This is a genomic window from Mesorhizobium sp. (assembly GCF_024509055.1).
In the GTDB taxonomy this organism is placed as follows: Bacteria; Pseudomonadota; Alphaproteobacteria; order Rhizobiales; family Rhizobiaceae; genus Mesorhizobium.
The window spans coordinates 1-13,016 of sequence record NZ_JANINM010000472.1 but is presented as its reverse complement, the minus strand read 5'-3'; the positions used below and the strand labels follow the sequence as shown (position 1 = coordinate 13,016).

The following is a 13,016-nucleotide window of genomic DNA, read 5'->3' as shown; positions in this document are numbered from 1 at the left end:
TGCTTGCCGGCGTCGTCGCCGGCGTCATCGGCGTCGTCTATGGCGCGGCCGCTGGCTTCGCCGGCGGACGGGTCGACGAGGTGATGATGCGCATCGTCGACGTGCTCTACTCGCTGCCCTTCATCTTCTTCGTGATCATGCTGGTGGTGTTCTTCGGCCGCAACTTCGTGCTCATGTTCCTGGCGGTCGGCGCGGTGCTGTGGCTCGACATGGCGCGCATCGTGCGCGGCCAGGCCCTGTCGATCCGGAGGCAGGAATATGTCCAGGCGGCGGAGGCGATGGGCGTCGGCCAGCGCGGCATCCTGCTGCGCCACGTCATCCCCAACCTGCTTGGACCGGTGGTCATCTACATGACACTGCTGGTGCCGCAGGTGATCATCCTGGAGAGCTTCCTCTCCTTCCTCGGCCTCGGCGTGCAGGAGCCGATGACCAGCTGGGGCGTGCTGATTTCGGTCGGCGCCAAGAATATCGGCTATGCCAACTGGCTGCTCCTGTTCCCGGCCTTTTTCCTCGTCTCGACGCTGTTTGCCCTGAACTTCGTCGGCGACGGCCTGCGCGACGCGCTCGACCCGAAAGATCGCTGACATGGCTTCTGAAACGATCCTCAGCGTCAAGGACCTGCGCGTCCGCTTCCAGACCCTCGACGGCACCGTCGAGGCAGTGAAGGGCATCAACATCAAGGTCAATGCCGGCGAGACGGTCGCCGTCGTCGGCGAATCGGGGTCCGGCAAGAGCCAGACGATGATGGCTGCGATGAACCTGCTCTCATCCAACGGCGAGGCGACAGGCCATGTCGACTACCGCGGCCGGAATCTTCTGACGATGACCAAGAGCGAGCTGAACAAGGTGCGCGGCCGCAGGATCAGCATGATCTTCCAGGAGCCGATGACCTCGCTCGATCCGCTCTATACGATCGGCAACCAGCTGATGGAGCCGATCCGCCGGCATCGCGGGTTGAGTGGCCCGGCGGCGCGCGAGGAGGCGTTGAAGCTGCTGCGGCTGGTGCACATTCCCGATCCCGAGCGGCGGATGAAATCCTATCCGCACGAAATGTCGGGCGGCCAGCGCCAGCGCGTCATGATCGCCATGGCCTTGGCCAACGATCCAGACATCCTGATTGCCGATGAGCCGACGACTGCGCTCGACGTCACTATCCAGGCACAGATTCTCATGCTGCTGGCCGAACTGCAACGCAAGCTCGGCATGGCGATCGTCTTCATCACCCACGACCTCGGCATCGTTCGCCGTTTCGCCGACCGTGTCTATGTCATGCGCCAGGGCGAGGTGGTGGAGGAGGGCGACGCGGAGGCGCTCTTCGCCAACCCGCAGCATGCTTACACAAGGATGCTGCTCGCGGCCGAGCCGACCGGTTCCAAGGCGCCGCCGCCGGCCAATGCGCCCGTGCTGCTCGAAGGCCGCAACGTCGAGGTGGTCTTCAAGATCGGCGGCGGCTTCCTCGGCGGCGAACCGCTCATGCTGCGTGCCGTGGACAAGATTTCGGTCAGGTTGAGACAAAACCAGACGATCGGCATCGTCGGGGAGTCCGGATCCGGCAAGTCGACGCTCGGCCGCGCGCTGCTGCGGCTCTTGCCCAGCGACGGCGTGATCCGCTTCGGCGACCGCGATATCTCCGAAGCCGACAAGCAAGCGATGCGGCCGCTCAGGCGCGAATTGCAGCTCGTCTTCCAGGACCCGTTCGGCTCGCTGTCGCCGCGCATGACGGTCGGCCAGGTCATCACCGAGGGGCTCCTGGTGCATGAACCCTCGCTGACCGGCAAGCAGCGCGACCAGCGCGCCGTCGAGGCGCTGCGCGAGGTCGGCCTCGATCCCAATGCGCGCAACCGCTACCCGCATGAATTCTCCGGTGGCCAGCGCCAGCGCATAGCGATTGCCCGCGCCATGATCCTGAAGCCGAAAGTGGTGGTGCTGGACGAGCCGACCTCGGCGCTCGACCGTTCCGTGCAGAAGCAGATCGTCGAACTTTTACGCAAGCTGCAGGCCGATCACGAGCTGTCCTATCTCTTCATCAGCCACGACCTCGCCGTGGTGCGCGCCGTGGCCGACTACATCATCGTCATGAAGCAGGGGAAGATCGTGGAGGAAGGGCCGACCGGGGAGATCTTCGGCAATCCGCGCGAGCCCTACACGCAGACGCTGATGAACGCGGCGATCGATTCGACCCGGTTCCGGATGAGCGCCTGAAGGTGTTCGCCGTCCGGCGATCCGGGGCTACTGCGAAGACGGACAGTTGCGTTTGCGCGCAGCGACAATCGCCTGCTGCCGTTGCTGTAGCCGTTCGATCCTGGCCGTCTCGCGATTCGCGACGGCCGTCTTCACCCGCTCGCCCCCCAGCAGCCAGGTCGGAACGCTGGTGTTGGCGACCTTGCCGCGGCTGATCGCGTTCCGCGAAATATCGGTCGCTGTCTCGCCGAGCGCGCTGTTCAATTCGGCGCAGCTCATCTTGTCGTACTTCGACGGATCGATCGATGCGGCCGACGAGCAGCCGGCGGCAACGAGCAGCGTCGCGATGATCGACAGGACTGCCTTTGGGATGGACTTCATGCTCTCACCGGTTCGCTGTCTCCAAGCGCTATGGCCCGCCGCAAAAGTAGAGGCAGGGAGCGATTAGGTCAAAGTAGGAACGTGCTGTCGAGCACAATGGCTGACCTTGCACGGTCGGGCACGCCGATATTCCGGCAAGCATCCTTCAGTCGCCCTGCGGATCAAGGCGTCCAGCCGAATCTTATTCCGTTCCATCCATGCGATGTTCGACACCGCCAAGGTAGTTTTGCCAGACGTGATCCCTTACGCGGCGCCGAACTTCGTCTTTGGTAAGCAGTCGGTCATAGGACGCCCCTCCGACGTGAAAAAAAGTGGCGCCGGTATCGGCCAGTGCCTTTAAGCGGTCGACCCTGAAACTTGACGGCATGCCACGCTCGACCTCGACATCGTCCGCGGCCAGGGTGCTGTAAAATCGATGCCAGTTGGCGCCGCCGGTATCCATGCCCTCGTCAAAGGCCGGCGCGAAATCGAGGTCGATGTGCTCGACCGCCGAAAAGCGCATAAAGCACAGACCCGCCCACAAATACCAGCCGGGCCGCCCGCCGGCCGCGGAGCGGCGGTGCCCATAGGCCAGCTTGCCATGCATCCTGGCCGCTACGTCGACCTCTCGGATCGGGAAGTTGTCATGGTCGATGTAACCGAAGATCTCCGGCTGGAGGTGGCGCACGATGTTGTGGAAGGTCCAGCTCATCGCGAGACCATGGTTCCGGTTTGCGTGGTTTTCCGGGTTTGAGGGAAGGGCGAAGTAGGGCGTATCGCGCAACCGGCAAATTCGTGCGATCTCGGCTCTAGAATTCTGGTCTCTGGAGTTGTCGACGACGATCAGTCGCGATCCTGTCCCGTTGATCTCCCACGACTTTGTCAGCGCGTCGATGGCCCACGGCGTGTTGAAGGCTATGGCGAAGGCGTAGACGCGGTTCCCACCAATCTTCTCAGCGAAGTCCCGGCCGCGCTTGCGGTCACGACTAAGAAAAAATCCGGAAAATATGCGGTGGCGGAAGGCTTTGGCTCTCTTGATAGCCGGAATTTGATGAATGTAACGAATTACTGGGTGAGCCATTATATATTTCTACATTATGAAATTCTTACTCACAATATCGACTCGATAGCACGAGGCCGTAGTAGCGAAACGCGCGCGACTGGCGGGCGATTGCGAGTTTACGGCCTTCGATGCCGAAATCCGCGACGCCGTACATTCGCGACGCACGATCGGCATTCCAGTCGAGGCGTTCCAGCGGCTCGGAGCCTGCTGTATCTCGACCTCGTCAATGTGAGGGGGCGATGGGTGGCTATTTCGGGAAAGCTAAGCGCTTGTTTTTCTGGTCGGAGTGGCAGGATTTGAACCTGCGACCCCATCGTCCCGAACGATGTGCGCTACCAGACTGCGCTACACTCCGTGACCAGACCGCGGGCTTATAGCCGCCACTTTCCGATCCTGCAAGCGGCAATGGTTGCACTTCTGTCGCATTTCCCTGCTTTCTCGAAACTTCCGCCGATGGCACCGGATTTAGCTGCTGGATAAAGGTGGGCTTAAAGGCTTTCGTGCTAGCCCAAGGCATTGATAATTCGGCGTTCCGGTACTCTTGGAGTTTTAAACCTTGCCACTGCGCATCGTTGGTGAAGCCCGGCCCAACAGCTTCGAGTTCGAGACCTCCGCGCTGATCAAGGCGTCGGGCTTTCGCGAATATGACGCGCGCTGGTGGTTCGGCCATCCTGGCTCCGCGAAGGCGCCGGAGCTCAATTTGATCGGCGTACAAGCGTTGGGCATGGGGCTGGGCACGTTGATCCGCCGCCTCGGCGTCGGGCCGGACATCGTTACCGGCCATGATTTCCGTTCCTATTCGCTGTCGATCAAGCTGGCGCTTGTTTCCGGCCTGATGGCGGCGGGAGCGCGGGTAAAGGACGTGGGCCTTGCGCTCTCGCCCATGGCCTATTTCGCGCAGTTCGCGCTCGATACGCCTTCCGTCGCCATGGTCACCGCCTCGCACAACGAGAATGGCTGGACTGGCGTCAAGATGGGCGCGGCGCGGCCGCTGACCTTCGGCCCGGAGGAAATGAGCGCGCTGAAGAAGATCGTGCTCGACGCGGATTTCGATCTTGCCGGCGGCGGCGCCTATGAGTTCGTCTCCGGTTTCCGCGACACCTATCTCGACGATCTCACCAAAGGCAAGCGCATCGGCCGCAAACTGAAAGTGGTCTGCGCTTGCGGCAATGGCACGGCCGGCGCCTTCGCGCCGCAAGCCCTTGCGCGCATCGGCTGCGAGGTGATCCCGCTCGACGTCGAGCTCGACCACACATTCCCGCGCTACAATCCGAACCCCGAGGACATGCAGATGCTGCATGCCATCAGCCAAAAGGTGCTGGAGACCGGCGCCGATGTCGGGCTGGGTTTCGACGGCGACGGCGACCGCTGCGGTGTCGTCGACAATGAGGGCAACGAGATCTTCGCCGACAAGGTCGGCGTCATGCTTGCCCGCGACATCTCCAACCTGCATCCGGGCTCGACCTTCGTCGTCGACGTCAAGTCGACTGGCCTGTTCGCCACCGATCATGTGCTCAAGGCGAATGGCGCCGTCACCGACTACTGGAAGACTGGCCATTCGTACATCAAGCGCCGCGTCGCCGAACTCCGCGCCGCGGCCGGCTTCGAGAAATCCGGCCATTTCTTCTTCAACCCGCCGATCGGCCGCGGCTATGACGATGGCCTCGTCACCGCGATCGCGGTATGCCAGATGCTCGACCGCAATCCGAAGAGCTCGATGGCCGATCTCTACCGCGCCTTGCCGCTGACCTATGGCACGCCGACCATGTCGCCGCACTGCGCCGACGAGGTGAAGTATGGCGTGGTCGATCGTGTCGTGGCGGATTTCCAGGCGATGCAGCGCGAGGGCGTGGATTTCGCCGGCCAGAAGATCGCCGCGCTCGTCACCGTCAACGGCGTGCGCGTCGTCGCCGAGGACGGCACCTGGGGCCTGGTGCGCGCCTCCTCCAACAAGCCGGAGCTTGTCGTGGTGGTGGAGAGCCCGGTATCGTCGGAGCGGCGCCGGCAGATGTTCGAGGGGCTCGACGCGGTGCTGCGCCGCAGCCCCGAGGTCGGCGCCTACAACCAGACCTTTTGACAGGCCGTTCATGAACCAGCGCATCGTCAGTTTCGTCATGAGCGGCGGCGTCGGCTCCAGGCTCTGGCCGCTCTCGCGCGAGGACAATCCCAAGCAGTTCCACGACCTCTCCGGCGACGGCTCGATGCTGGCCAAGACCTTGCGGCGGCTGGCGGCCAGGCCGGAAGGCGAGACGCCGATTTTTCTCATCGCCTCGGAGCGCCATGCCGAGCGCGTCCATGCCGACCTTGCCGGCCTCGATCTGGCCGGCGGCGGCCCGCTGTTCGAGCCCACCGGGCGAAACACGGCGGCGGCCGTGGCGCTGGCCAGTCTGCGCACGCTTTCAGAATATGGCGACGAACTGGTTCTGGTGGTGCCGTCAGACCACGAGATTTCAACGTCTCGCCAGTTCTGGCAGAGCGTCGAGGCGGGCGCCGCGGCTGCCAGCGCCGGCCGGCTGGTGGTGTTCGGCATCAAGCCGACGCAGCCCGAGACCGGCTATGGCTATATCGAGGTCGCGGCCGAACGCGACGGCGTGTTCGACGTGTCGCGCTTCGTCGAGAAGCCCGATCTCGCCACGGCCCAATCCTATCTCGACGCTGGCACCTTCTACTGGAACACCGGCATCTTCCTGTTTCGCGCCGGCGCCATGCGCGATGCCTTCGCCGCGTTCGAACCGAGGATCTGGCAGGCGACCGAAGCCGCCTACAAGGCCGCGACCACTGACCTTTCCGGCCTCTATATGCCGCTGGAGCTTTACGCCGAGATCCCATCGACCTCGATCGACTACGCCATCATGGAACGGGCGAGCGGCATCGCCATGGTGCCGGCGGGGTTCCGCTGGAACGACCTCGGTTCCTGGCAGTCGCTGCTCGATGTCGGCCCCGCCGACCAGAAGGGCAACGTCATCGTCGGCGACGTCGTCGCCATCGATTGCGAGAATTCCTACATCCGCAGCGACGGTCGCCTGCTGTCGGCGATCGGCATGAAGGACGTCGCCATCGTCTCGACCGTCGATGCCACCTTCGTCGCGCCGGTCAGCCACAGCCAGCATGTCAAGAAGATCGTCGAGCAGCTGGAGAAATCCGGCCGGCTGGAGACACGGTTCACGCCGGCGCATGACCGCGTCATCGAAAGCGGCGCCTGGCGGCGGCGCGTTCGCCACTGGCTGTTCGAGGAGACGCTGCCGCTATGGTCGACCGCGGGCGTCGACGAGCGCCACGGCGGTTTCCACGAGGCGCTTGGCTTCGACGCATCGCCGGTGATGAAGCCGAGGCGCATGCGCACGCAAGCGCGCCAGGTTTACGCCTTCGCGGTCGCCAAGGAGCGCGGCTGGGATGGCCCGGCCGACCGGCTGATCGCCCATGGCATAGGCTTCATGGCCGGCAAGGGCCGCACCGACAGAGGCGGCTGGGTGCGCACGCTCAATGTCGACGGCTCGGTCGCCGATCCCGTCGAGGACGCCTACGACCATTCCTGTGTGCTGCTCGCGCTGGCGCACGCCCATATGTCCGGCCATCCCGATGCGCTGCGGCTCGGCGAGGAGACCTTCGCCTTCCTCGATGCCCATCTCGAGGACAGCCGCATGACCGGCTTCCTCGAAACCTCGGACGGCGCCGGCGAGCGGCGTTCCAACCCGCACATGCATCTGCTCGAGGCGTTCCTGGCCTGGCACCGGGCCACTGGCGAGCGCGCCTATCTGCGGCGCGCCGCGCGCATCATCGATCTCTTCCGCAGCCATTTCTTCGATGCTGAAAGCTGGACGCTGGGCGAATATTTCGACGACGGCTGGAAGCCCGCGGCCGGGGAGAAGGGCGCCTGGACCGAGCCCGGCCATCATTTCGAATGGGCCTCGCTGCTCGTCGATTTCGCCGCCCGCAGCGGCCAGACCGAGCTGACCAGCTTCGCCCGCAAGCTCTACGCCTCCGCCGTCGCCAACGGCCTCAACCGCGCCACCGGCCTTGCCTACGGGGCGGTCTCGCGTCAGGGCCTGCCGCTCGACAGGGTCTCGCGCGGCTGGCCGCAGGCCGAGGCAATCAAGGCGGCGATCGCGCTCGACGGCTCAGGCGGGCCGGACCTCAAGCCCGAGATCGAGGCGCGCGTCGGTCGGCTCTTCCGCTGGCATATCGACCCGGCGCCGCTCGGCCTGTGGATCGACCGCATCGACGAACGCGGGCGCTCACTGGCGAACGACGTGCCGGCCAGCATCTTCTACCATCTGGTCTATGCGCTGACGCAGTACCTGGACGGAACCACCGACAAGCCATAGCGGCCCGCCATCGCCGTCACGGCGAGATATCGGGTGCGCTTTCGCGCGAGACCAGCGTTGCGGCGGCCACGATTGGCGGAACCACGAAGCACCAGACGCCCGCCCGCGTATAGAGCAGTGCCGCCGCCCCGCATCCGAGTGCGAAGACGACTACGCTGACCGACATCCGGGCGAGCCGCGCCCGCGAAGCGGCATCGGGCAACGAGCCGTGGATGAGGTCGGCCAGATCGAGCATGACCTGGGTTGTGGTGCCCGTCATCAGCGTCGACGGCGGCAGTCTGGCGAGATGAACGCGGTGCGCGCCGTTTTGCACCGCCATGGCCGAAACCAGCACCATTCCCGTCACGACGGCTGCCCAGTCATTGCCGTCCGGAAATGGTCCCAGGCGCACCGCGAGGACGGCGCCCAGCGTCAGCAACGCCAGTTTAATAGTAAGCAGCGCCCGAAAAACTGGCAGGCCCCTGCTTTTCAAAGTGAAGGCAAGTAGGCGACAGAGGATGATCGTCGCGCAAAAAACCGGCAGGGCCAGAATTTTCGCCAGGGCACCCGTGGTGCCGAGCGCCAGGGAGGCTCCGAGCGTTACGAAATTGCCGGTGACATGCGCGGTGAACAGTCCCTGGAGCGCCAGGAAGCCTGCCGTGTCGACGTAGCCGCCATTGAAGCTGAGCAGCAATAGCAGCACGGACGTTATGTTGTTCTTGGCGTCGCCTGCCATGCCGGCCTCCTCGCTTGGGTAACAGGAAGCTTACAGGAAACCGGCGGACGAGGAATGGCAGGCGGCGAACAGAATGGAGGAGGTGGCTCGGCCTATGCGTCAGTACGGGCTGGCCACGTCCCCCGTCTCGACATAGATCGCCTTCAGTTGCGAGTAATGCGCCAGCGCGGCAAGCGAGTTCTCGCGCCCGATGCCGGACTGCTTGACGCCGCCGAATGGCATTTCCACCGGCGTCAGATTGTAGGCGTTGATCCAGCAGGTTCCAGCCTGCAACTCGGCGATCACCCGGTGAGCGCGCGGCAGGTCGCGCGTGAACACGCCGGCAGCCAGGCCGAATTCGGTGTCGTTGGCGCGCTCGATGACCTCGTCCTCGCTGTCGAACTTCAGCACGCTCATCACCGGCCCGAAGATCTCCTCGCGCGCGATGCGCATATTGTCGGTCACGCCGGTGAACACGGTCGGTTCGATGAAGAAGCCGCCGTCAAACCCTTGCAGCGACGGCACGTTGCCGCCGCATGCGAGCACGGCGCCGTCCTGCTTGCCGGCGGCGATGTAGGACATGACCTTGTCCTGCTGCGCCTTGTTGACCAGCGGCCCCATCTGCGTTTCCGGATCGAGCGGATCGCCGATGCGGATTTTCTTGGTGCGCTCGACGAGCCGCTCGACGAAGCGGTCATGCAGACCCTTCTGCACGAAGACGCGCGTGCCGTTGGAGCAGATCTGGCCCGTCGAATAGAAATTGCCGAGCATGGCGCCGCCGATGGCGTTCTCGAGGTCGGCATCGTCGAACACGATCAGCGGCGACTTGCCGCCGAGCTCCATCGTCGCGTGTTTCATCTTGGAGCCGGCAAGCGACAGCACCTTGCGGCCGGTTGGCACCGAGCCGGTCACCGAAACCTTGGCGACCACGTCGTGGCCGACGAGGCCGGCGCCGACGTCGCCATAGCCCTGCACGACGTTGAACAGTCCGTCGGGCAGACCCGCCTCGCTGTAGATCTCGGCTAGCGCCAGCGCCGACAGCGGCGTGTTTTCCGACGGCTTGAACACCATGGCGTTGCCCATGGCCAGAGCCGGCGCCGACTTCCAGCCGGCGATCTGGATCGGGTAGTTCCAGGCGCCGATGCCGACACAGACGCCGAGCGCCTCACGTCGCGTATAGGCGAAAGGCCCGCCGAGATCGATCATCTCGCCGTTGAAGGTGGCAATCGCGCCGGCGAAGTACTCAAGGCAGTCCGCGGCGGAGGGCGCATCGGCCACCAGCGTCTCCTGGATCGCCTTGCCGGTGTCGAGCGTCTCGATCCGTGCGAGATCGGCATTGCGCGCGCGAAGAATGTCGGCGGCGCGGCGCAGGATGCGGCCGCGCTCGACAGGCTTCAGCCGTGCCCAGGCAGGCTGCGCCGCGCGTGCAGCCTCGATTGCCAGTTCCAGCACGTTTGGCGTCGCCGAATGCAGCGAGGCGATGGTCTCGCCTGTCGCTGGGTATATTACGGGCAGGGGCGCGCCGCCTTCATCCTCGATGTAGCGGCCATTGACATAGTGCGATGCCGTTGGCTGGGCGCGCATGGTCTTCTCCGGTTTCTGTCGCGGCATGCGGAACGACTTTGTCCGCCAACATGGCCTATCTGTCGGCCACCTGCCAGCGCGGATTGATCCAGGGTTCCTGGTTGGAGGGCGCAAGCGGTGTGCGACCGAGGATGTGGTCCGACGCCTTCTCGCCGGTCATGATCGACGGCGCATTGAGATTGCCGTTGGTCACGCGAGGGAAGATCGAGGAGTCGGCGACACGCAGTCCCTCGATGCCGATCACCCTGCATTCCGGATCGACGACGGCGGTCGGATCGTCGGCGCGGCCCATCCGGCAGGTGCCGCAAGGATGGTATGCGCTCTCGGCATGGTCGCGGATGAAAGCGTCGAGCTCGTCATCGGACTGCACATGGCTGCCAGGCGAAATCTCCTGGCCGCGGTAGCCGTCGAAAGCCCTCTGGCCGAAGATCTCGCGGGTCAACCGGATGCAGTGGCGGAACTCGCTCCAGTCGTCGGGATGCGACATGTAGTTGAAGCGGATCACCGGCTTCGCGCGGGCATCCGGCGAGCGCAGCGTCACCGAGCCGCGCGACTTCGAGCGCATCGGCCCGACATGCGCCTGGAAGCCGTGCGACTTCGCGGCAGCCTTGCCGTCGTAGCGAACAGCGGCCGGGATGAAGTGGTACTGGATGTCGGGATAGTCGACGCCCGCCTGTGAGCGCACGAAGGCCGCCGCTTCGAAGTGGTTGGTGGCGCCCAGGCCGGTCTTGAAGAACAGCCATTGCGCGCCGATCAATGCCTTGGAGAAGGGATTGAGCACCGAATTCAGCGTGATCGGCCTGGTGGCTTCCTGCTGGATGTAGAGCTCCAGGTGGTCCTGCAGGTTGCGGCCGACGCCGGGCCGGTCGGCGATGACCTGGATGCCGTTTTCCTGCAGATGCGCGCCTGGACCGATGCCCGACAGCATCAGGATCTTCGGCGAATTGATCGACGATGCGGCGACGATCACTTCACGCCGCGCCTTAACGACCTGAATCTGTTTGTTAGCTTCGATCTCGACGCCGGTGGCGCGTTGATTCTCGATCACCACGCGCCGCGCGAAACCCTTGAGCAGGCTAACATTCCGGCGTTTGAGAGCCGGCTTCAGATAGGCGTTCGCGGCCGACCAGCGGCGTCCGCCCAGGATGGTCTGCTCCATAGGCCCGAAGCCTTCCTGCTTCGAACCGTTGTAGTCGTCGGTGAGCTCGAAACCGGCCTGGCGGCCGGCTTCGACGAAGGCGCCGTAGAGCGGGTTCCTGCGCGCGCCGCGCTGCACATGCAGCGGTCCGCCGTGACCGCGCCAGCCATCCTCGCCGCCGTCCGAATCCTCCATCCGCTTGAAATAGGGAAGCACGTCGGCGAAGCCCCAGCCGGCCGCACCCTGTTCAGCCCAGTGGTCGAAATCGCGCGCGTGGCCGCGCACATAGACCATGCCGTTGATCGAGGACGAGCCGCCGATCACCTTGCCGCGCGGCGTGGCAAGCACGCGGCCGCCGAGATGCGGCTCCGGTTCGCTGGCGAAGCCCCAGTCGTAGAGGCTCATGTTGAGCGGGATCGACAGCGCCGACGGCATCTGGATCAGCGGTCCCATGTCGGTGCCGCCGAACTCGATGACGATCACCGACTGCTTGCCGTCCTCCGACAGCCTGTAGGCCATGGCCGAGCCGGCGGAGCCGGAGCCGATGATGACGAAATCCGCTTCAAGCATTGTTCATATGCGCCATAAAATCGGCGAGCGAGACATTGCCGCCCGTAGCCACGACAAGGACGGTCTTGCCCGCCACATCCACCTTGCCGCCGAGCAGCGCCGCCAGCGAAGCCGCGCCCGAAGGCTCGAGCACCAGCTTCATCCGCTCGAAGGCGATCTTCATTGCCCGCCTCACCGAGGCGTCGTCGACGGTGACGCCGCGAACGCCGGCTTCGCTCACCGCCGCGAACGGCGCCTCGCCCGGCTTGCGCGCCATCAGCCCGTCGCAGATCGATTTCGGCCCGATCGGCATGGTCTCGATCTCGCCATGCGCCAGCGACGAGCCCATGCCGTCGAAACCTTCCGGCTCGACCGCGATGATCTCGGTCTTCGGCGACAAATAGTGGAAGGCGAGCGAAACGCCGCCGATCAGCCCGCCGCCGCCGACCGAGCAGAACACCAGATCGGCCTGAACCTTCTTGGCGGCGAGTTGGTCGAGCGCTTCCAATCCGGCGCCGGCTTGGCCGGCGACAATCTCAGGATCGTCGAAGGGGTGGAGCAGCGTGAGCTGTTCGGTTTCCGCGATTTCGCGCGCCTTGGCGGCCGCGACTTCCTCACGTGCGCGATCGCCATGGTCGGTCAGCACCACGCGCGCGCCATAGCCGGCTGTAGCCTCGCGCTTGGCGGCCGGCGCGTCGATCGGCATGACGATGGTGACCGGGATGCCGAGCGCCTGGCCGGCAGCCGCCAGGCCCTGCGCGAAATTACCGGAGGAGTAGGCGACGACGCCCTTCGTCGCTTCATCCGGCGAAAGCCGCTTCAGCCGCCAATAGGCGCCGCGCACCTTGAAGGAACCCGCCCATTGCAGCGACTCCGGCTTCACGAACACGCGTGCAGCACCGGTCTCCCTGGCAAGGGCTGCCGACTCCAGGAGCGGCGTCACCTGCGTCGCCGCGGAGGTCACGGCATAGGCCTGCTTTAGGTGATCGAGGGTAGGGACGAGAATGTCTGCCATCATTCGCCTCTTGGATACCGTTTGCTGTCTTCGAGATTGTCGAGGTTCATGTGATTGCGCATGTAGCGTTCCGACGCCTTTTGCAGCGGCTGGAACTCCCATGGGTA

The 13,016-nt window shown here is 64.7% G+C and carries 11 protein-coding genes and 1 tRNA gene; 4 read left to right on the top strand and 8 right to left on the bottom strand.

Going from position 1 to position 13,016, the window contains the following annotated elements:
• On the top strand, nt 1–584 hold a 584-nt coding region (locus Q0L57_RS27365; protein ID WP_296746194.1), incomplete at its 5' end, for an ABC transporter permease subunit.
• Between the two features lies 1 nt (nt 585).
• Nucleotides 586–2,202 (top strand): ABC transporter ATP-binding protein, encoded by a 1,617-nt coding sequence (locus Q0L57_RS27360; RefSeq protein WP_296746193.1) that lies wholly within the window; start codon nt 586–588, stop codon nt 2,200–2,202.
• 27 nt (nt 2,203–2,229) lie between these two features.
• On the opposite strand, the gene Q0L57_RS27355 is transcribed toward Q0L57_RS27360, so the two are convergent.
• From Q0L57_RS27355 to Q0L57_RS27345, 3 genes are all read right to left on the bottom strand, one after another.
• Nucleotides 2,230–2,562 carry a hypothetical protein gene (locus Q0L57_RS27355; RefSeq protein WP_296746192.1) on the bottom strand — a complete coding sequence of 111 codons (333 nt, stop codon included), beginning with the start codon at nt 2,560–2,562 and terminating at the stop codon, nt 2,230–2,232.
• A 181-nt stretch (nt 2,563–2,743) separates the two neighbouring features.
• Nucleotides 2,744–3,622 (bottom strand): hypothetical protein, encoded by an 879-nt coding sequence (locus tag Q0L57_RS27350; protein ID WP_296746191.1) that lies wholly within the window; start codon nt 3,620–3,622, stop codon nt 2,744–2,746.
• A gap of 260 nt (nt 3,623–3,882) precedes the next feature.
• A tRNA-Pro gene (locus Q0L57_RS27345) sits at nt 3,883–3,959 on the bottom strand.
• Nucleotides 3,960–4,160: 201 nt separating this feature from the next.
• On the opposite strand from Q0L57_RS27345, the gene Q0L57_RS27340 reads away from it, so the two are divergent.
• Entirely contained in the window at nt 4,161–5,681 is a 1,521-nt protein-coding gene (locus Q0L57_RS27340) for a phosphomannomutase/phosphoglucomutase (protein ID WP_296746190.1), read from the top strand.
• A gap of 10 nt (nt 5,682–5,691) precedes the next feature.
• Complete coding sequence (locus Q0L57_RS27335) at nt 5,692–7,929, top strand: AGE family epimerase/isomerase (protein WP_296746189.1); 2,238 nt, start codon at nt 5,692–5,694, stop codon at nt 7,927–7,929.
• A 16-nt stretch (nt 7,930–7,945) separates the two neighbouring features.
• Here the strand turns inward: Q0L57_RS27335 and Q0L57_RS27330 are convergent, their stop codons facing one another.
• The 5 genes from Q0L57_RS27330 to Q0L57_RS27310 all read right to left on the bottom strand — a co-directional run.
• The gene (locus Q0L57_RS27330) at nt 7,946–8,644 is read right to left on the bottom strand and encodes a YoaK family protein (protein WP_296746188.1); all 699 of its coding nucleotides are present in this window, start codon (nt 8,642–8,644) and stop codon (nt 7,946–7,948) included.
• A gap of 99 nt (nt 8,645–8,743) precedes the next feature.
• Nucleotides 8,744–10,207, bottom strand: a complete 1,464-nt coding sequence (betB, locus tag Q0L57_RS27325) for a betaine-aldehyde dehydrogenase (RefSeq protein WP_296746187.1) — start codon at nt 10,205–10,207, stop codon at nt 8,744–8,746.
• 55 nt (nt 10,208–10,262) lie between these two features.
• Nucleotides 10,263–11,915, bottom strand: coding sequence for a choline dehydrogenase (betA, locus tag Q0L57_RS27320; protein WP_296746186.1), 1,653 nt, complete (start codon nt 11,913–11,915; stop codon nt 10,263–10,265).
• Complete coding sequence (locus tag Q0L57_RS27315) at nt 11,908–12,912, bottom strand: threonine/serine dehydratase (protein WP_296746185.1); 1,005 nt, start codon at nt 12,910–12,912, stop codon at nt 11,908–11,910. The genes betA and Q0L57_RS27315 overlap by 8 nt, the downstream gene beginning before the upstream one ends.
• Nucleotides 12,909–13,016 (bottom strand): hypothetical protein (locus Q0L57_RS27310; protein WP_296746195.1); only part of this gene is annotated, 108 nt, incomplete at its 5' end. The genes Q0L57_RS27315 and Q0L57_RS27310, both read right to left, overlap by 4 nt.

Excerpts from the sequence above, each read along its gene's own strand:
- Q0L57_RS27360 (WP_296746193.1), top strand. The coding sequence starts at position 586 with ATGGCTTCTGAAACGATCCTCAGCGTCAAGGACCTGCGCGTCCGCTTC.
- Q0L57_RS27355 (WP_296746192.1), bottom strand. The coding sequence starts at position 2,562 with ATGAAGTCCATCCCAAAGGCAGTCCTGTCGATCATCGCGACGCTGCTC.
- Q0L57_RS27350 (WP_296746191.1), bottom strand. The coding sequence starts at position 3,622 with ATGGCTCACCCAGTAATTCGTTACATTCATCAAATTCCGGCTATCAAG.
- Q0L57_RS27335 (WP_296746189.1), top strand. The coding sequence starts at position 5,692 with ATGAACCAGCGCATCGTCAGTTTCGTCATGAGCGGCGGCGTCGGCTCC.
- Q0L57_RS27330 (WP_296746188.1), bottom strand. The coding sequence starts at position 8,644 with ATGGCAGGCGACGCCAAGAACAACATAACGTCCGTGCTGCTATTGCTG.
- betB (WP_296746187.1), bottom strand. The coding sequence starts at position 10,207 with ATGCGCGCCCAGCCAACGGCATCGCACTATGTCAATGGCCGCTACATC.
- betA (WP_296746186.1), bottom strand. The coding sequence starts at position 11,915 with ATGCTTGAAGCGGATTTCGTCATCATCGGCTCCGGCTCCGCCGGCTCG.
- Q0L57_RS27315 (WP_296746185.1), bottom strand. The coding sequence starts at position 12,912 with ATGATGGCAGACATTCTCGTCCCTACCCTCGATCACCTAAAGCAGGCC.